Origin of the sequence: Enterobacter sp. Acro-832 (assembly GCF_011752745.1) — a bacterium.
In the GTDB taxonomy this organism is placed as follows: Bacteria; Pseudomonadota; Gammaproteobacteria; order Enterobacterales; family Enterobacteriaceae; genus Enterobacter; species Enterobacter quasiroggenkampii.
The window spans coordinates 342,368-360,803 of sequence record NZ_VWWX01000003.1 but is presented as its reverse complement, the minus strand read 5'-3'; the positions used below and the strand labels follow the sequence as shown (position 1 = coordinate 360,803).

The 18,436-nt window shown below is 56.5% G+C and carries 14 protein-coding genes and 1 tRNA gene; 7 read left to right on the top strand and 8 right to left on the bottom strand.

Going from position 1 to position 18,436, the window contains the following annotated elements:
* Nucleotides 1–83 precede the first annotated feature (83 nt).
* The gene (locus F3J31_RS13135; protein WP_167213547.1) at nucleotides 84–2,219 is read right to left on the bottom strand and encodes an ornithine decarboxylase; all 2,136 of its coding nucleotides are present in this window, start codon (nucleotides 2,217–2,219) and stop codon (nucleotides 84–86) included.
* A 181-nt stretch (nucleotides 2,220–2,400) separates the two neighbouring features.
* Here F3J31_RS13135 and F3J31_RS13130 point away from each other — a divergent pair, with 181 nt between their 5' ends.
* The 3 genes from F3J31_RS13130 (at nucleotide 2,401) to F3J31_RS13120 (ending at nucleotide 4,647) form a co-directional block, all read left to right on the top strand.
* A complete protein-coding gene (locus tag F3J31_RS13130; protein WP_032653359.1) occupies nucleotides 2,401–3,114 on the top strand; it encodes a DUF554 domain-containing protein in 714 nt (237 codons plus the stop codon).
* A 95-nt stretch (nucleotides 3,115–3,209) separates the two neighbouring features.
* Nucleotides 3,210–3,285: transfer RNA gene (locus F3J31_RS13125), tRNA-Phe, on the top strand.
* A gap of 543 nt (nucleotides 3,286–3,828) precedes the next feature.
* Nucleotides 3,829–4,647, top strand: coding sequence for a DUF4225 domain-containing protein (locus F3J31_RS13120; protein WP_167213543.1), 819 nt, complete (start codon nucleotides 3,829–3,831; stop codon nucleotides 4,645–4,647).
* Here the strand turns inward: F3J31_RS13120 and F3J31_RS13115 are convergent.
* Both F3J31_RS13115 and F3J31_RS13110 read right to left on the bottom strand, forming a co-directional pair.
* Nucleotides 4,625–4,951, bottom strand: a complete 327-nt coding sequence (locus F3J31_RS13115; RefSeq protein ID WP_039265473.1) for a hypothetical protein — start codon at nucleotides 4,949–4,951, stop codon at nucleotides 4,625–4,627. The genes F3J31_RS13120 and F3J31_RS13115 overlap by 23 nt on opposite strands.
* A 282-nt stretch (nucleotides 4,952–5,233) precedes the next feature.
* Nucleotides 5,234–5,761 carry a LuxR C-terminal-related transcriptional regulator gene (locus tag F3J31_RS13110; protein ID WP_045909946.1) on the bottom strand — a complete coding sequence of 176 codons (528 nt, stop codon included), beginning with the start codon at nucleotides 5,759–5,761 and terminating at the stop codon, nucleotides 5,234–5,236.
* A gap of 672 nt (nucleotides 5,762–6,433) precedes the next feature.
* On the opposite strand from F3J31_RS13110, the gene pgaA reads away from it, so the two are divergent.
* The 4 genes from pgaA to pgaD are packed head-to-tail and all read left to right on the top strand — an operon-like array spanning nucleotide 6,434 to nucleotide 12,582.
* Nucleotides 6,434–8,872 (top strand): poly-beta-1,6 N-acetyl-D-glucosamine export porin PgaA, encoded by a 2,439-nt coding sequence (pgaA, locus tag F3J31_RS13105; protein ID WP_167213540.1) that lies wholly within the window; start codon nucleotides 6,434–6,436, stop codon nucleotides 8,870–8,872.
* 2 nt (nucleotides 8,873–8,874) lie between these two features.
* Nucleotides 8,875–10,830 carry a poly-beta-1,6-N-acetyl-D-glucosamine N-deacetylase PgaB gene (gene pgaB / locus F3J31_RS13100; RefSeq protein ID WP_167213537.1) on the top strand — a complete coding sequence of 652 codons (1,956 nt, stop codon included), beginning with the start codon at nucleotides 8,875–8,877 and terminating at the stop codon, nucleotides 10,828–10,830.
* The gene (gene pgaC, locus F3J31_RS13095; RefSeq protein WP_048224868.1) at nucleotides 10,823–12,151 is read left to right on the top strand and encodes a poly-beta-1,6-N-acetyl-D-glucosamine synthase; all 1,329 of its coding nucleotides are present in this window, start codon (nucleotides 10,823–10,825) and stop codon (nucleotides 12,149–12,151) included. Before pgaB ends, pgaC begins: the two co-directional genes overlap by 8 nt.
* Entirely contained in the window at nucleotides 12,151–12,582 is a 432-nt protein-coding gene (pgaD, locus tag F3J31_RS13090) for a poly-beta-1,6-N-acetyl-D-glucosamine biosynthesis protein PgaD (RefSeq protein WP_048029043.1), read from the top strand. Before pgaC ends, pgaD begins: the two co-directional genes overlap by 1 nt.
* Nucleotides 12,583–12,634: 52 nt before the next feature.
* On the opposite strand, the gene gss is transcribed toward pgaD, so the two are convergent.
* The 5 genes from gss to F3J31_RS13065 form a co-directional block, all read right to left on the bottom strand.
* Nucleotides 12,635–14,497 (bottom strand): bifunctional glutathionylspermidine amidase/synthase, encoded by a 1,863-nt coding sequence (gene gss / locus F3J31_RS13085; protein ID WP_167213533.1) that lies wholly within the window; start codon nucleotides 14,495–14,497, stop codon nucleotides 12,635–12,637.
* 183 nt (nucleotides 14,498–14,680) lie between these two features.
* Entirely contained in the window at nucleotides 14,681–15,658 is a 978-nt protein-coding gene (locus F3J31_RS13080) for an ABC transporter ATP-binding protein (RefSeq protein ID WP_167213530.1), read from the bottom strand.
* On the bottom strand, nucleotides 15,655–16,632 hold the full coding sequence (locus tag F3J31_RS13075; RefSeq protein ID WP_045909951.1) for an ABC transporter ATP-binding protein: 978 nt from the start codon (nucleotides 16,630–16,632) through the stop codon (nucleotides 15,655–15,657). The genes F3J31_RS13080 and F3J31_RS13075 overlap by 4 nt, the downstream gene beginning before the upstream one ends.
* The gene (locus F3J31_RS13070; protein WP_048029034.1) at nucleotides 16,625–17,470 is read right to left on the bottom strand and encodes an ABC transporter permease; all 846 of its coding nucleotides are present in this window, start codon (nucleotides 17,468–17,470) and stop codon (nucleotides 16,625–16,627) included. The genes F3J31_RS13075 and F3J31_RS13070 overlap by 8 nt, the downstream gene beginning before the upstream one ends.
* 5 nt (nucleotides 17,471–17,475) lie before the next feature.
* Nucleotides 17,476–18,429: an ABC transporter permease gene (locus F3J31_RS13065; RefSeq protein WP_008499794.1), complete on the bottom strand. Its 954-nt coding sequence runs from the start codon at nucleotides 18,427–18,429 to the stop codon at nucleotides 17,476–17,478.
* Between the last annotated feature and the right edge of the window lie 7 nt (nucleotides 18,430–18,436).

The window sequence follows — 18,436 nt, the reverse complement described above, 5'->3', positions numbered from 1 at the left end:
TATTGTAGGCCCGGTAAGCTTGCGCCACCGGGCAAGTCGCCGGGTGACGCTGACGCTTACCCGGCCTACGTTCGGGGGAGAGTCTACTTCAACACATATCCATATAGCCGCTTAATCCCGTCGGCATCCTTCTCGCTGTAAACGCCCTGCAGTTCCGGCGAGAAGCCCGGCAGCAGGTTGATGCCCTCCTCCAGCGCCAGGAAGTAACGCTGTACCGCCCCGCCCCAGACTTCACCCGGGACCACGCACAGTACGCCCGGCGGATACGGCAGCGCCCCTTCGGCCGCAATTCGCCCTTCGGCATCCCGTATGCGAACCAGCTCCACGTCTCCGCGAATATATGCCTGGTTGGCATCCTGCGGGTTCATCACCACCTCAGGCAGGCTCTCCTTGCGGAACATCGCCTTCTGCAAATCCTTCACGTCAAAGCTGACGTAGAGATCGTGCATCTCCTGGCACAGCTGGCGAAGGGTATAATCCCGGTAGCGCACCGGGTATTTCTGGAAGATCGTCGGCAGCACGTCCGCCAGCGGCGTATCGTCTTCAATATGCTGTTCAAACTGCCCCAGCATCGCCACCAGCTGCGCCAGCTTCTCGCTGCTTTCGGCAGGCGTCAGCAGGAACAGAATCGAGTTAAGGTCGCATTTTTCCGGCACGATGCCGTTTTCACGCAGGTAGTGCGCCAGAATCGTTGCCGGGATCCCGAAATCGGTGTACTCCCCCGTCTCGGCATCGATGCCCGGCGTGGTCAGCAGCAGCTTGCACGGGTCGACAAAGTACTGCTCGCTTGCATAGCCCTCAAACCCGTGCCATTTGGCCCCCGGCTCGAAGCTGAAGAAGCGCAGCTCGCTGGCAATGGCGTGCGTCGGATGATCCTGCCACGGCCGCCCCGCCACCACCGGTGGGATAAACGGTTTGATCATATGGCAGTTGGCAATGATCGCCTTGCGCGCCTCAATGCCCAGCTCGACGCACTCCGCCCACAGCCTGCGTCCGCTCTCCCCTTCATGTATTTTCGCGTTGACATCCAGTGCCGCAAATAGCGGGTAAAACGGGCTGGTGGAGGCATGCAGCATAAAGGCATTGTTCAGCCGCTTGTGCGGGCAGAAACGCGCCTGACCACGAATGTGATTATCCTTTTTATGGATCTGCGAGGTTTGCGAGAATCCGGCCTGCTGTTTGTGCACCGACTGGGTCACGAAAATCCCCGGATCGTTCTCGTTCAGCTCCAGTAACAGCGGGGATGTTTCCGCCATCATCGGAATAAACTGCTCGTAGCCCACCCAGGCGGAGTCAAAGAGGATGTAGTCGCACAGATGGCCGATCTTGTCGATCACCTGACGGGCGTTGTAGATCGTCCCGTCGTAGGTGCCTAGCTGAATGATCGCCAGGCGGAACGGACGCGCCTCGTCGGCCTTCTCCGGCGCCGTCTCGCGGATCAGATCCCGCAGATACGCGTCATCAAAGCAGTGGTCGTCAATCCCGCCAATAAAGCCAAACGGGTTACGCGCGGCCTCAAGGTAAACCGGCGTGGCACCCGCCTGGATCAGCGCTCCGTGGTGGTTAGATTTATGGTTGTTGCGGTCAAACAGCACCAGATCGCCGCGGGTGAGCAGCGCGTTAGTTACCACCTTGTTGGCCGCCGACGTCCCGTTCAGCACGAAGTAGGTTTTATCCGCGTTGAACACTTTAGCCGCGAATTTTTGCGCATGCTTGGCGGACCCTTCGTGGATCAGCAGATCGCCCAGCTTCACGTCGGCATTGCACATGTCGGCGCGAAATACGTTCTCACCGAAGAAATCATAGAACTGCCGCCCTGCCGGGTGTTTTTTGAAAAAGGCGCCGTGCTGGTGGCCCGGACAGGCGAAAGTGCTGTTGCCCATCTCCACATACTGACTCAGGGTGTCGAAAAAGGGCGGCAGCAGGTTCTCTTCGTAACGGCTGGCAGCAGTTTCCAGCTCCAGAAACTCCTGAGCTTTACCCGAGATGACCGCGGTGGCGCCATCGGGCACCTCCGTTGGCTCCTGCGAGAAAATAAACACCGGTAAATGAAAGCCCGTGCGTTTCAGCAATGCAAGGATGCCGCTGCGACTCTCTGTCGTCGTCATGACGACGGCTGCCACATCGGTGAAATCCGTGCTGTCCAGCGTCACCTTTTCGCGGTGCGTAGACACAGTTGAGAGCAGCTCGCGGCTGACGGCGATTTTCATGGTTTTCATAAGCGCAATTACCCTCACCGAACGGTGAGACAGGGAGGAGAAAATTCGCGCAATAATGTCACCTTTTATTTTGAGGTGCAAGAAGGAATCAGTATGCACGAAACCACCCAAAGCTAAGGCCCGCGCAGCGCTGACGTGCCATAATAATGCAATATCAATGATTAAATAACAGGAGTTAAGCGTGGTTATCGGGCCATTTATCAACGCAGGAGCCGTATTGCTGGGCGGCGTACTCGGCGCAGTGCTAAGCCAGCGGCTGCCGGAGCGTATTCGCACCTCCATGCCCTCAATATTCGGCCTGGCATCGTTAGGGATCGGTATTCTGTTGGTGGTCAAATGCGCCAACCTGCCGGTGATGGTGTTGGCCACCCTGCTCGGCGCGCTGATTGGCGAATTTTGCTATCTGGAAAAAGGCATTAACAGCGCGGTGAGCAAAGCCAAAAACCTGATAGCCCGACCGGGCAAGGCGAAACACGGCACGCACGAGACGTTTATTCAGAACTATGTCGCCATCATTATTCTGTTTTGCGCCAGCGGCACCGGGATTTTCGGTTCGATGCAGGAAGGGATGACGGGCGACCCGAGCATTTTGATTGCAAAAGCGTTTCTTGATTTCTTCACCGCCACTATTTTTGCCACCACGCTCGGCATTGCCGTGGCGGCGATTTGCGTCCCGATGCTGCTGATCCAGCTGGCACTGGCTACCTGCGCCACGTTAATTCTCCCGCTCACTACGCCGGCGATGATGGCAGACTTTACCGCCGTCGGCGGCCTGCTGCTGCTGGCTACCGGGCTGCGCATCTGTGGGATCAAGATGTTTGCCGTGGTGAACATGCTGCCCGCACTGCTACTAGCTATGCCGCTCTCCGCGCTCTGGACACACTTTTTCGCTTAAGGATGCGGCGAAATGGTGAGAGATTGCGCAGTCTGTAACGAAAACAACATTTTTCGTTGACGCCACCGGGCAGATCGGGTTTAATGCGCCCCGTTGCCCGGATAGCTCAGTCGGTAGAGCAGGGGATTGAAAATCCCCGTGTCCTTGGTTCGATTCCGAGTCCGGGCACCACTATTTAAAGAACCCGCCCTCGTGGCGGGTTTTTGCTTTCTGAGTCAACAACTTGTTGGTTTATCAGTAGTTACCCCTCTTATCTTTCCTCCGGCCCCGCTTCCCGGTGGTACAAAATGGGCATTATGATAAAGCCTACCAAAGACCGAAACGGCACCTACTATACAGTGGACACATACCGGATTGCTCAGGGCTTCCGAAAACGTCCAGTCGTGCTGCACATCCGGCCTGATTGATGGTGAAATTCCCGACAAAAACGGCTGGCTTTCTGCTGGTGTTGCCCTTTCCCTACTACAGCGGCCACTCAAGCCAGAACGGGCTTCTCATTGATGCCATTCAGCAAAAATCTGGCCTGATACTTCCGGTGATGCCCGGTGAAAGCCGTCTAGTAGGCCGAGATGTGTAGCTGCAAAAAGCGACTTCTGCTTCTGACCCCGTAACCACATTGCTACTATATTGTGCATGCGTTGGCACGCATGGCTGTCAGAGGGAGCCTTTTATCAGTCTAAACAGACGCCGGTAAAGCAATTGAGAGGAATTACAATGGATGCAGCATTGCTTAACATGATGCAATCAGGTGGAAGAAATAAAGCCTGGGCGGAAACGATGGTGAATATGGAAGCCAGGAAACTGGTAAATACAGCCAACACTCTGTCGGCTTTTCATCTCAGCGATGGTCTGACTCGAATGAAGTTCATTCAGGAAATTCGGGACCTCATAGAACAACAGTTTACGCTAGCTCGTCAGGCTAAATCAGATAAAGAATGCATGGACTGCGTTAAAATACTTAGAGAAGAAAACTATAACCTCCTGGAACAAGCTCGTTTATTACGAACGAAGGCAGCGAAGCTTTACGCGAAAGTCGAGTTCATCCGAGAGAATAACAAAATTGTTGGGTATGTTATCTCGGCAGTTAGTGTTGTCCTGGCCGGTGCTGAAATAGCCGCAGGATTTACACTGATTGGCACGATGACCCCTCTCGGAGTTCTTGCTGGTGCGATTCTGGTTACTGACGGGGCAAACAGCATCAGTAAAGAAGTGGCTCGCTACGCAACGAACAACACTACCAGTGAAGGGCTGGTCGCGAATGCCGCGATGTCTACAGCTGAGTTTATGGGCTTTAGTCGTGAGAATGGTTTAGGTGTCTACAAATCAATCTCACTGGCCGCTAATGCGTATACCATTTTTGGCTTGTTACGGCGACCTGGTACCTGGCGACTGTTTCGTTATCTACCCACAGACTATTACCGAAAGGTGAGCACATTGAGCCGCCCGCAGCTTACATTGAAAATAGCGGGTTACGGCGTGAAAGCTAAGATTATTTTTGATCTGTTGTCCGTCAGCGACCCGTCTCAGAATTAGTCAGCATTTTACGGTAACGCCAGGATTTGTAGCCAAGTTTTGCTGGCGTTATATACCAGATAAAAGGTAGTACAATCAATAACGTGAGCGCAAGTGTCAGACTTGTATCCCTGGATGCAAGTAAAAGAGTTAAAGCCAGTATGATAAAGGCAATAATAGTTATCCACTTCATTGCCTTAAAACGATTGGCCAGATCATGAGTTACGCTATCAAACGAACCACCGTAATTCTCGATATTGTTTTTAAGCTTTTGAAGATCTCGTTTACTAAAACCTGATTTTAAAAGTGCTTCTTCGCTGGTCATTCTACTAACCGTCCCATAACTCACTGAAACATGTGACGAAGTTTAACTGAATTTGACGGATAAATCGCTACCTGACGATATTTGTCAAATTTATATTTATATCAAATAGTTGAAGATATCTTACAGTGGCGGTGACCAGACTCTTCAATCGTGTCCATGACAACGTCCTTGTGTCGTTTTGAGCCAGAGTAAATCCAAACCCAAGGCCAGGAAGTTGTCCTCATCCAGCGTTCTCAAACCTCAGAATACCGCCCGCAATTATGCTTTTGTTCTCTCCCCAACCTAGGGATCGTTCCCACCAGTGCCCAGCAGTTTGTTTTTGAAGATAAACAAACACGCCTCATTAAAGTTCTCCGCCCCTAGCCGTTCCGAGAGCGCCGTCCGTTTGCGATAGAGGCTTTTCACCGACGTATTCAGCTCGCCTGCAATCTCCTCCATTGACATCCCTGCTCTCAGCAACCGCAACATGATCGTTTCATGCGTGCTCAGCCGTAAATTCAGCAGCCACTTCGTGGTCAGGCGACGGCCCTTCATATTGAGCACCAGGTTAAACAGCGAGGCCATATCCGGCGCCGTCAGCGACGTATTCATAAACAGCTTCATACTGAGCAGATTCTCCTCGCGGTGGCGCATATCAAGCATAACGCAGCAGATCGTTTTTCTCGTTCTGGCCGGATGGCGTATCAGGTAATCATATAAACGGAGCGGACAACGACTATCAATCAATACAGAATATTCATCTGCACCGTTATCAAATATGTTTCTGTCAATCGAATCGAGCAGGATAATATCCGGAAAAAATATCCGCATGCCCCTGACAAGGTAGCGATCCTGAGTCACTAACACTATTGAAGTTGCCACTAACCATCCCTTTTAGATTAAAGCAAGAACGATCCTGCGAAAAGAAGACCGCCTTCGTTTTATAGCGCTGTTATATTAACGATAAATGTATTCTGGCTTTGGACATCCCTCAATACACACATTGATGAGTAAGACTTCCTGTAGACTATCATTCAATGGCTGCCATTAATTATAAATAAAAAACAATCGCAGAAAAGTCACTTCTCTAAACATTAAGAATTTTTGTCATGAAACTTCCCAAACATGCACCAGAAAGTACTTTAATTGAGGCAGATACGCGTCATTAAAAATATATACAAAACTGTCATAATAAAAATAAAACCATTATATTTCAATGCATTACAATTAATCACTCAATTCAAAATAAACACAAAAAACTGCTCATTACAGAATTATCTCAAAACTACGCAGCCGCTTTTCAGCATATTTATCCGGCAACATATCAGGTGTACATTACCTCCCATCCAGTCTACTGAGATGAGGATCCATAATTACCTTTAAGTAAGTACCCCGTAACATCACTGCATTCAGATTAAATGTTCTCATTTATGGCCTTTTACGCTGAGCTTAAAGGCGGCCGTGTTATGCAATGGATTCATGAAAAACAAATGGCAAATAGATATGGAAAGATCACTTAGCTTCAGTACATTATTCTTTTATCGCACCCCAACATTATTGTTTCTGTTATTACTCTTTCCTGTTCTGGTTCAGGCTACGGAATCCGTTTATGAGCAACAGATTCAACAGGCGCGTAACGGTAATTACACGTCGTTTCTCGATTATCTTCAGCGTTATCAGCAGCAGCATGCCCTGACGCCTGAACACGTTGCGGACTGGTTACAGGTGGCGGCCTGGGCAGGCCATGATGACGAGGTTATTCAGGTCTGGCAGCGCTACAGCATTTATATGCCGCTGCCCGCCCGCGGCGTTGCGGCTGTCGCACAGGCCAGGCGAAATCAAAAAGCGTGGCAGCCCGCTCTGGCGCTCTGGAAAGAAGCGCGCAGCCTTGCGCCGGATAACGACGATTATCGTATCGGCTATATCAAAACCCTGGCCGATGCCCGTAAAGATACAGTTGCCCTGCAGGAAGCCCGACAGCTGGTGGCGGAGGATCCCTCGCAGGCGCATCTCCAGACGCTGGCGTACGTCTGGCAACGCCAGGGAAAAAGCTGGGATCGGCTTTTAGCCGACACGCGCGCACTGGATATCGCGCCAGAAAATCACGCGCTTCTTCGCGAGCTGATCGACGCGCTAACGGATAACCGGGTCAATACCCCCGCGCTCCTGCTTTCACAAAAGGTGGCGCTGTCCCCCGCGGAGCGTCGTCGCCTTGAGCTGAATGCCGCAGCCGAAAGCGTGCGCCTTGCAGATGTGCCAGGCAGAACAGAAAAAGAGCGCCTGCAGCTTGCGCAATCTGCGCTGAATCGTTACGACGTGCTGCTGTCTCGCTGGCAAGGCGAGCCACAGGCGGCGGAAGACATCGTCCTTGCGCGTATCGACCGGCTCGGCGCGCTCTACGCTCATGCCGATTACCCGCGGGTCATCAGCGAATATCAGGATCTGACGGCAGCCCGGCATCCGTTGCCGGGCTGGGCAATCGGCTGGGTGATCTCCGCATATCTGCAGGAGAAAAACGCTGCCGCCGCCTTCGCGCTTCTGCAACGCTATCCGCAATACGCATCTGACCCGCAGGACGAAGAGCACGCGCTTTTCTACGCCTGGCTGGATACGGGACAGTATCCGTCCGCCCGCCGGTATGCAGAGCGCCAGACCCGCAACGTTCCCTGGACCCGTTACGATTTCGGCTCCCCTACTCCTCAGCCGAACGATCGATGGCTTACCGGTCAGTCGCTCCGTTTTAACTATTTGCTGGCGACGAATGCCCTGCCGGAAGCCGAAAAGCTTGCGCGACGTCTGGCGACAACGGCGCCGGGCAATCAGGGATTGCAGATTGACTACGCCACGCTGCTTCTGGCGCGAGGCCTGCCGCGCGCGGCCGAGCAAACGCTGAAAATGGCGGAGGCGCTGGAGCCCTCGAATCTGGAGCTTGAGCAGCAGCAGGCTTACGTCGCCATGGATCTGCAGGAGTGGCGGCAGATGGATTTACTGGCTGACGACGTCATTGCCCGCGCGCCGCGCGATCGCAGTGCCAGGCGTCTGGACAGGCTCCGCACCGTCCACCATATGTCCGAGCTGCGCCTCAACGCGAGCAAGGGTTTGCACTCCGATAACCCCGTCAGCGGGACACACGACCTCAACTGGGACGCCACGCTCTATGGCCCGCCCGTAGCGGATAACTGGCGGCTGTTTGCCGGCACCCGCTATGCAGAGGGTAATTTCGATGAAGGCAAAGGCACCAGCCGCCACCTGTTGGGCGGTATCGAATGGCGGCCACGCGATCTCCAGCTCGAAGCCGAGCTCTCCAGCAACCGCTATCACGGGGCGAACAAGCCGGGCGCTCGCCTCTCAACAACGTACTTTGTCACCGACAACTGGCAGGTCAGCGGCAGCCTTGAGCGCCTGTCGCGCACCACGCCCCTGCGGGCGTTACGCAACGGGATCAGCGCCAACCGGGGAGAAGGTGGCGTGCGCTGGTATCAAAACGAGCGTCGCGAATATCAGTTCAACGCCGCCCTCAGCCGCTTCTCGGACCATAACCGCCGACAGGAATACACCCTCACGGGTAAGGAGCGTCTCTGGCAGACCCCGTCCCTGACGCTGGATCTCGAACCGGGGATCGCTGCCAGCAAAAACAGCCTGCGGGACACCCTCTATTACAACCCGGCGCGGGATCTCTCCGTGACGGCCGCCCTGGCCGTTGACCATGAGATGCTCCGCCATTACGACACCCTCTGGAGCCAGCAGTTCGTGGCGGGAGGCGGCCGCTACTGGCAGAAAAATCAGTCCGCTGGCGCCATCGCCCTGCTGGGTTACGGACAACGCGTTCAGTGGAACAACGTCATGGATACCGGCGTGATGCTGAACTGGGACAAGCGCCCTTACGACGGCAAACGCGAGAGCAACCTCTCCGTCACGTTTGATGCGACTTTACGCTTTTAAGGATGATGATAATGAACACACGTTTTTCCGCAAGCCTGATACTCATCGGCTGGCTCTGCCTCAGCGCGAGCGTCTGCGCGCAGGCATTTTCGTTTATTGCGCCCAAAGATCGGCAGCAGCTGGAGGCGAGCAAACCCTGGCCGCAGAACCAGTTTCTGGTGCTGGCCTACCACGACGTCGAAGACGATGCCGCCGATCAGCGCTACCTCTCCGTGCGCACCAGCGCGCTAAACGAGCAGATAAGCTGGCTGCTGCACAACGGGTATCACGTCATCAGCGTGCAGGACATTCTCGATGCCCATGACGGAAAAAAAACGCTGCCGCCCAAAGCCGTTCTGCTCAGCTTTGACGATGGCTACAGCAGCTTTTACACCCGCGTCTGGCCACTGCTTCAGGCGTGGAACGTTCCTGCGCTGTGGGCGCCGGTGGGCAGCTGGGTGGATACGCCGGAAAATCAAAAAGTTAACTTCGGCGGCCTGATGACGCCCCGCGATCGCTTCGCGACGTGGGACATGGTGCGCGAGCTCAGCCGGTCTCCGCTGATTGAGATCGGATCGCACACCTGGGCCTCGCATTACGGCATCCCGGCTAACCCGCAGGGCAGCCGCGAACCGGCCATCGCCAACCGCTTTTATGATAAAGCGACGGGCCGCTATGAAACCGATCGGCAGTTCAGCCAGCGGATCGGCGATGACGTTCGCAAAGTGACAGACAAAATCACGCAGGTAACGGGCAAGGCGCCGCGCGCCTGGGTCTGGCCCTATGGTGCGGCCAACGGCACGTCGCTTGCCATCGCCAGACAGCAGGGTTATCAGCTGGCCTTTACCCTTGAGGACGGGCTGGGGAACGTGCAGGAGCTGGGCAATATCCCCCGTCTGCTGATCGCCGGCAATCCCTCGCTTAAGGCATTTGCCAGTACGGTCAGCCAGGTTCAGGAGCGCGAACCCGTGCGCGTCATGCACGTCGATCTCGACTACGTTTACGATCCCGATCCGGCCCAGCAGACCCAAAATATCAACAGGCTGATCCAGCGGGTCTACGACATGAAAATCAGCCATGTTTTCCTGCAGGCGTTTGCCGACCCGCAGGGCGACGGCAGGATCAAGGCGCTCTATTTTCCCAACCGCCAGCTGCCGGTCCGGGCCGATCTGTTTAATTTTGTCTCCTGGCAGCTGCAAACCCGCGCGGGCGTGAAAGTCTTCGCGTGGATGCCGGTGCTCTCGTTCGATCTCGATCCTGCCCTGCCGCGCGTGCAGCGTCGGGATCGTCAGACCGGCCGGTTAAGCGATGCCACCGAGCCCTATATCCGGCTTTCTCCGAGGAACCCGCAGGTGCGCCAGCAGGTGACGGACATCTATGAAGATCTGGCCCGCTATGCCAGCTTCAACGGGATCTTGTTCCATGACGATGCGGTGCTGACCGACGTGGACGATGGCGGGCAGGACGCCGCTCAGAACACCACGCGTCAGAAAAGCCAGCTGCTGATTGGGTTTACCCACGCCCTGAGCCTGGCGGTGAAGCACATCCGCGGCCCGCAGATAAAAACCGCCCGCAATATGTTCGCCTTACCCATTCTGCAGCCCGAAAGCGAAGCGTGGTTCGCGCAGAATCTTGACGATTTTCTGGCGGAGTATGACTGGACGGTGCCGATGGCCATGCCGCTGATGGAGTCCGTCCCGGCAGACGAAAGTGATGCCTGGCTGGCGCGTCTGGTGAAAGCGGTCGCCACGCGTCCCGGCGCGCTCGATAAAACCATTTTTGAACTGCAGGCCAGGGACTGGGATCGGAAACCGCAGCGCGCCGTTTCCGACAGCCAGCTGGCACAGTGGATGCGCGTGCTCCAGCTGAACGGCGTCAAAAACTACGGTTACTACCCCGATGATTTCATCAACAACCAACCTGATATCTCACGCATCAGGCCTGTATTTTCTTCGTACTGGTACCCTGACAATGACTGATCGCATTATCGCCTTTTCCATTTTATGTCTGGTATTCGGGTTGCCGTTAGGCGTGGCCGCCCTCTTTACCGGCGAGCTGATTCTGGATTTTGTGTTCTTCTGGCCGCTGTTCATGTCCGTGCTCTGGATAACCGGCGGGCTCTATTTCTGGTTTCAGCTTGAACGCCACTGGTCGTGGGATAAAGAGACGCCCGCCCCGACGCTCGCCGGTGAGCCGCTCATCTCCATTCTGATCCCCTGCTTCAACGAGGAACGAAATGCCCGGGAGACGATTAGCGCCGCGCTGGATCAGCGGTATGAAAATATCGAGGTTATCGCCATCAACGACGGCTCGTCTGACAACACCGCGCAGGTGCTGCAGGCGCTGGCGCAGGAGCAGCCACGCCTGCGGGTGATTAACCTCGCGGAAAACCAGGGAAAAGCGCTGGCGCTCAAAGCCGGGGCAGCGGCGGCCCGGGGCGATCTGCTGGTCTGCATTGACGGTGATGCCCTTCTCGATCGCGATACGGCAGCGTATCTGGTGGCGCCGCTGATTCAGTATCCCCACGTCGGGGCGGTCACCGGGAATCCGCGTATTCGCACGCGCTCCACGCTGATCGGCCGCATTCAGGTGGGCGAGTTCTCATCGATTATCGGGCTCATCAAGCGGACGCAGCGGATCTATGGCCGGGTCTTTACCGTCTCGGGCGTCATCGCCGCCTTTCGCCGACAGGCGCTGGCGGACGTCGGGTACTGGAGCCCGGACATGATCACCGAAGACATCGACATCAGTTGGAAGCTGCAGCTGCGCCACTGGGATATTTTTTTCGAGCCGCGGGCGCTGTGCTGGATCCTGATGCCGGAGACGCTCAAGGGCCTGTGGAAACAGCGTCTGCGCTGGGCCCAGGGCGGCGCGGAGGTGTTTCTGGTCAACCTTCGCAGGATTGTGCGCTGGGAGCATCACCGCATGTGGCCCCTGTTTCTTGAGTATGCCCTGTCAACGCTGTGGGCCTTCGCCTACGCGATGACGGTGCTGTTATTTATTCTCAGCCATATCGCTCCTGTTCCTGCCAGACTGACCGTGGAGAGCCTTTTTCCACCAGAGTTTACCGGGCTGCTGCTGGGCGTGATGTGCCTCCTGCAGTTCCTCGTCAGTTTGTACATCGAACGGCGCTATGAACGGAAGGTGGCCAGCTCGCTTTTCTGGGTGATCTGGTTTCCGATGGTGTACTGGATGATCGGCCTGTTCACCACCCTTGTCGCATTTCCAAAAGTCATGCTTAAACGCCAGCGCGCCCGCGCGCGCTGGATCAGTCCGGACCGGGGAAAAGGACGCATTTAATGAACGAAAATACCTTAATTCTGACCGAACATCGGCTGCTGCCACGTCTTTTCGATGCCGCGTTAACGCTGGTGGCGTGGGGAGGCTTTCTGTTTTTCCTGTATGCCCGGCTCTGGATGCAGGTCACCGATGAGAGCGACCACCGCTGGGGCGTCATTATTGCGTCTTTTAATACGGTGTTGCTCTACCTGCTGTTTGCCGCGCTCAACGGCTGGCTGCTGATTTTGTGGTATCAGTACAATCGCCGTCGGGCCCACGTGAGGCGGCGTCAGCCGGGCTATTTTCACCAGGAGGAGCTGGCCCGCAGCTTTAATGTTTCACCGCAGATCATCTCCGAGATGAGCCAGTACAACCTGCTGACGGTCTATCATGACCAGATTGGCCGCATCATCGATCTGAAGATCAACGGGCAGGAAGAGGAAGAACAGTAACAAAAAGCCCCCGCAGGATGTCCTGCGGGGGCTTTTTTATTGCGGGTAAAAGCTACTTATCTTTAACCACGATTAGCGGCTCAATATCGCTCTCTTTCTTCACCACCAGCGAGTCATCTCCACGCAGGCAGGTCCCACCGTAGTTACCGCCCACGGTAAAGGTACAGACCTGAATGTACTTTCCGTCGACGTTTGGCAGGCACCACAGCTGCTGGTAGATGTTTTTACGGTCGACAAACTTGCCGCTGGATTTATCCAGCAGTTCGTCCTGGGCGCTGATCAGGTCGATATTGCTGCCGCAGCGCCCGGCAATCGGCTTGACGGCGTATCCGGTCTGCTTCAGCAGATCGTTGACCTCAAAATCGGTGTCGAGCAGGTAACGGTGATTCGGGAACAGTTGCCACAGCACCGGAAGAATCGCCTTGTTGCCGGGAATGACGGTCCACAGCGGTTCAAAGACCAGCACCTCCGGGCGCAGCAGGACGTCAATCAGGCGCACTTCGCCTTCAGGGTGTCCAGTGCGGATCGGCACGGCGGCATATTCGGTTTCGCTGACCTCGCGGATCTGCTCTATCGCCGTCTCCCACGCCCAGGTTTTCCACACGCAGTTGACGTGGCGACCTTCGTCGTCAATCAGCTGTCCGGCGGCATCCCAGCTGAGCGCCCCCAGCCCGTGGAGGATTTTGGTCTCGAACCCGGCCTGCATCAGCGAACGCTGAATAAAGAGCGCGTGATAGTCCTCTTCGACATCATTGTCCTGCATGATGTGGACAAACGGCCGCGCGTGGCTGTGCTTCCAGGCGCCGGTCAGCTCTTCCAGCAGCCCTTCCGCCGGGTTATGCCCGTTGCCGCGAAAGCCGTTTTTCACCCACTCTTCGAGAATCAGCCCACCCTCGGTATGGCAGGAGGCGGAGTCGGCGTTGTACTCGTAGACCTTGATGCCGCGCTCATCCATGCAGAAATCCATACGACCGGTGATCATATGGTGACGACGCCACTGCCAGGAGAGGCGCAGGCGCGGCCAGAGGATTTTCGGGATGTCGAAAAGCGCCAGCAGGCTGTCGTCTCTCAGCACCTTGTCCGTGGCGTGCAGATACATCAGGTGCAGCTCGTTGGTGGCTTTGATCAGCTCCTGTTCCGCGCTTTCGGTAATGGTGAAGTACTGGCAGGGATCTTTGTTGATCACGTGACCGTTGGCGCGAATATACGCCTGCTGCAGCGCGTCATTTTCGTTGAGCCATTTTCCGTCGAACTGACGCCTATTTTTCAGCCGCGCGCCGCTGATTTTCAGCAGTTCGCCGTCGATTTCCGGCTGGGGAATGCTGTGTTCCGTATCGTCGGTCTGGATCATCCAGCCGAGAATTTCCGTGTCGTTGAAGGTGTCATGGAGGGTATAACGCCCATTCTCCACGCTCAGGCGCAGTTCGCGCGTCCACTGCTGCCCGAGCGGCAGCGGAGAGTGGATGACGTTCTGCTCCGCAATTCGCACCTTATCGTCCAGAAGCTGGGTGATCACCGCCACGTGGCCGGTCTCATGAAACTCGCCGCCCTTTTGCCAGATCAGCAGCGCTCCGGCGCGCGGCGCGCGTTTTGAGCCGTTGGCAAAAGCCTGAAGGGGCAGAATGTTATCGTTCACCACCTGACGCAAAAAGCGCAGAGAGAAAATTTCCCACGCCATACCGACGTCGGTAAACACGAAGCCATAGTTGAGAAACAGGAAACGGCGGGCAAACTCAACGCACTGCCACTTGTGGCCCATGTATTCGTTGCCGATGTAGCTGCGAAAATCCGCATCTTCCGGGTAGTTGCGCGGGTCCAGACTGCCGTAATTTGAAGAGTAAATCGCCACGCCACCGGGCGCATAGCCTAACAATGTCCCGAATGGCGCATCACTGCTTAACGTTCCTTTACGCATGTATCCAACCTAAAACAGGCAGGCGGCAATTTTTATAGGTTGTCGTCGTCTGCACGTTGTAATTAACCTGACAGAGGAGCGTTTATCATACACCTGCGTGGTAAATAATTCGCCTTACCCGGCCGACAAAACACAAACCCCTCTAGGTCGGGTAAGCGAAGCGCCACCCGACACGTTTAAGGCTCACATCTTAAACAACCAGCACGCCGCAAAATGTCCTGGCGCGATCTCCTGCATCGCTGGCTCCTGTGTCTGGCAAACCGGCATGGTATGCGGGCAGCGGCTGCAGAACTTACAGCCCGGCAGCGCGGACGTAGGGCCGGGCATTTCGCCGCGCAGGGTTGCGTCTTCGAGGTTGCGAATGCGCGGGTCGGGCTGGGGAACCGCCGCCAGCAGCGCGCGGGTATAAGGGTGCGCCGGACGCTGATACAGTTCATTCGCCGGGGCCACCTCCACCAGCTTACCGAGATACATCACCCCAATGCGGCTGGAGATATGACGCACCATCGAGAGATCGTGGGCGATGAATAGATAGGTCAGCCCCAGCTCCTGCTGCAGATCCTGCAGAATATTCACCACCTGCGCCTGCACCGAGACGTCCAGCGCCGAGAGCGGCTCATCGCACAGCACAAATTCAGGACGCACGGACAACGCGCGGGCAATACTGATGCGCTGGCGCTGCCCGCCGCTGAACTCATGCGGGAACCGCTCAAGGTGCTCCTGCTTCAGCCCGACTTTGTAGAGCAGCGTTTCCGTCCGTTCGCGCTGTTCTTCACGGCTGTAGCCGTGGATCTGCATCGGCTCGGCCACCAGCTGTCGTACCGTCATGCCGGGGTTAAGCGAGGAGTAAGGGTCCTGAAAAATCGCCTGCATCCTCTTACGCAGCGGCTTGAGCTCTTTTTCGCGGGCGTGGGCAATCGCCTGTCCGGCAAAGTGGATTTCGCCCGCGGTGATATCGAAGAGGCGCAGGATGGCGCGCCCGAGAGTGGATTTCCCGCAGCCTGACTCCCCCACCAGGCCAAACGTCTCGCCGGGCTGGATATCAAAGCTCACGCCATCAACCGCCTTCACGGCCGCGCCTTTACGCAGCAAACTGCCGTTAAGCGGATAGTGTTTGCGCAGATCGCGCACGCTCACTAATGGCACCTGTTGTTCACTCATGCCTGCATCTCCTTATCGGCCCATAGCCAGCAGGCGGCGCGATGGCCCTCTCCCATGGCGTAAAAAGCGGGCTGCCGTTCACACTGGGGCATGCGTTTCGGGCAGCGTTCGGCGAAGGGACAGCCCGGCGGCGGGTTAAGCAGGCCAGGCGGTGCGCCTTCAATGGGCGATAAACGTTGATTAACCTCATCCGGACGCGGCAGCGAGGCCAGCAGCCCCTGGGTGTAAGGATGCGCAGGGCGATAAAAAATGTCTTCCACGCTCCCCTCTTCCATTACCAGCCCGCCGTACATCACCACCACGCGGCTGCAGACCTGCGCCACCACGCCGAGATCGTGGGTGATCAGCAGAATCGCGGTTTGGGTCTGCTGTTGCAGGCTTTTCAGCAGACGCAGGATCTGCGCCTGAATGGTGACGTCCAGCGCGGTGGTCGGCTCATCGGCAATAAGCAGCTTAGGGTTGCAGGAGAGCGCAATGGCGATCATCACCCGCTGGCGCATCCCGCCGCTAAACTCGTGGGGATACTGGTCGTATCGGCGTTCCGCCTCAGCAATCCCCACCTGTTCCAGCATGGCGATCGCCGCCGCTTTGGCCGCTTTTTTGGTCAGTCCTTTATTGCGCATCAGGATCTCTGCCATCTGTTTGCCGATGGTCAGCACCGGGTTCAGGGCGGTCATCGGATCCTGGAAAATCATCGCGATCTCGTTGCCGCGAATGGCGCGCATCTGCGCAGGGGTTTTCTGCGCCAGATCGTCATTCTGGAAGCGAATGCTGCCGCCGGTTATCCGTCCGTTGTTTCCCAGAAGCTGGATAATCGACTTACAGGTGACGCTTTTCCCGCAGCCCGACTCGCCAACAATGCCGACAAGTTCGCCCGGCTGCACCTGAAAGCTCACGCCGCGCACCGCGTGAACCTCGCCCTCGCGGGTGCGGAAGGTGGTTTGCAGGTTCTCAAGCGCTAACAGGTTACTCATCGCGATTCGCTCCTGGCTCAAAGGCGGTACGGAAGACATCTCCCAGCACATTAAAGCTGAACACCGTCAGCAGGATCAGAATACCGGGGAACATCGCCAGCCACGACGCTTCGCCAATATAAGACTGGGCGTTGTTGAGCATGCTTCCCCACGACGCCGCCGGTGCCTGCACGCCGAGCCCAAGGAAGCTGAGCGTCGACTCCATCAGAATGGCCGAGGCGATATTGAGCGTGGCGGCCACGATAATGGTCGGCAGCACGCCGGGAATAATGTGGCGCACGATAATGCGCAGCGGGTTTTCCCCCGACGCGCGGGCATAAAGCACATACTCGCGCTCTTTCACCGATAAGGTTTCTGCGCGTACCAGCCGCGACATGTTCATCCACGTCAGCAGGCTGATGATCAGAATGATGTTATCCACACCCGGCTTGAGGTACGCATTCACCACCAGCAGCAGGAAGAAGGCCGGAATGGCCATCAGGATATCCACGGCGCGCATCATCAGGTTATCCAGCCAGCCGCCAAAATAGCCGCTCACCGTTCCCACCACCGTACCGATAAGCGTGGAAAAGAGCATGGCGAGAAAACCGACCATCAGGGAGATCTGTCCGCCATACAGCGCGCGGGTGAAGTAGTCGCGTCCATACTCGTCGGTGCCGAACCAGTGTGCGGCATCCGGCGGTAGCGTGCGTGCGCCGAGCGCCATCCGATCCGGATCGTACGGACTTAACCCCGCACAGAGCGCGGCGACAACGAAAATAAAAAGCACAAACAGGGAGAACTGCGCCGGACGATTGCGGCGCAGCTGGTGACGAACCTGCAGCCAGCGTCTGCTCATCCGGGTTACCTCAGCGTACGAATGCGGGGATCGGCGAAGCGATAAAGCAGATCGGCGATCAGGTTACCGACGATCAACATCATCGATGAGAGCATGATGATCGCCATGATCAGCGGGTAGTCCAGCGAGGCGATCGACTGGATCCCAAGCAGCCCCATCCCCGGCCACGAGAAGACGCTTTCCGTCACATAGGCCCCCACGATCAGCTCACCAAACGACAGGCCGAACAGGGTGATCACCGGCAGCAGCACGTTTTTCAGCACGTGGCGGAAAAGAATACTGGAACGCGTGGCGCCGTAAGCCAGCTGGGTCTGCACGTAGTCGGCCGAGAGCTGCGAGATGGTGTTGGAGCGGATGTAGCGCACGTAGCTGGAAAGGTTATAAAACGTGAGGGCAATACACGGCAGCACGCCGTGACGCAACACGTCCAGCGCATTATCTTCCATACCGATGGTGCGCATCCCCATGCTGGGGAACCAGTTAAGCTGCACGGCAAAGACCGTAATGAGCAAGATGCCGAACCAGAAAATCGGCACCGAGATGCCGATATAGGCGAACAGGTTCAGGAGATGATCCAGCCAGCGGTGCTTAAATGCCCCCGCCAGCAGGCCGAGCGGGATGGCCAGCACGATCGCCAGCAGCAGCGACGCGCCCATCAGCCCCAGCGTGGCCGGAATGCGTTCGCCGATCATCTCCAGCACCGGACGGTGGTAGATCAGCGAATAGCCGAGATCGCCCTGCAGGACGTTTTTCAGCCACAGGACGTACTGCGTGACCAGGGGCTTATCCAGCCCCAGGCTCTGGCGGATACGTTCGATATCTTCCGGAGCCATACGCGGCGTAATGTACGCCGCCACCGGATCGCCGGGCGCGAGTTTGACCAGCAAAAACGCCACCAGTGAAATAAAGAACAGCATCGGCAGCAGCTGCAGCAGCCGACGCGTGAGAAGTGTGTTCACGACATGC

Bases quoted from the DNA above. Each gene is read 5' to 3' on its own strand.
- F3J31_RS13115 (WP_039265473.1), bottom strand. From the start codon at position 4,951: ATGACCAGCGAAGAAGCACTTTTAAAATCAGGTTTTAGTAAACGAGAT.
- pgaB (WP_167213537.1), top strand. From the start codon at position 8,875: ATGATGATAATGAACACACGTTTTTCCGCAAGCCTGATACTCATCGGC.
- F3J31_RS13135 (WP_167213547.1), bottom strand. From the start codon at position 2,219: ATGAAAACCATGAAAATCGCCGTCAGCCGCGAGCTGCTCTCAACTGTG.
- F3J31_RS13070 (WP_048029034.1), bottom strand. From the start codon at position 17,470: ATGAGCAGACGCTGGCTGCAGGTTCGTCACCAGCTGCGCCGCAATCGT.
- gss (WP_167213533.1), bottom strand. From the start codon at position 14,497: ATGCGTAAAGGAACGTTAAGCAGTGATGCGCCATTCGGGACATTGTTA.
- F3J31_RS13110 (WP_045909946.1), bottom strand. From the start codon at position 5,761: ATGCGGATATTTTTTCCGGATATTATCCTGCTCGATTCGATTGACAGA.
- pgaD (WP_048029043.1), top strand. From the start codon at position 12,151: ATGAACGAAAATACCTTAATTCTGACCGAACATCGGCTGCTGCCACGT.
- pgaA (WP_167213540.1), top strand. From the start codon at position 6,434: ATGGAAAGATCACTTAGCTTCAGTACATTATTCTTTTATCGCACCCCA.
- F3J31_RS13080 (WP_167213530.1), bottom strand. From the start codon at position 15,658: ATGAGTGAACAACAGGTGCCATTAGTGAGCGTGCGCGATCTGCGCAAA.
- F3J31_RS13120 (WP_167213543.1), top strand. From the start codon at position 3,829: ATGGATGCAGCATTGCTTAACATGATGCAATCAGGTGGAAGAAATAAA.
- pgaC (WP_048224868.1), top strand. From the start codon at position 10,823: ATGACTGATCGCATTATCGCCTTTTCCATTTTATGTCTGGTATTCGGG.
- F3J31_RS13075 (WP_045909951.1), bottom strand. From the start codon at position 16,632: ATGAGTAACCTGTTAGCGCTTGAGAACCTGCAAACCACCTTCCGCACC.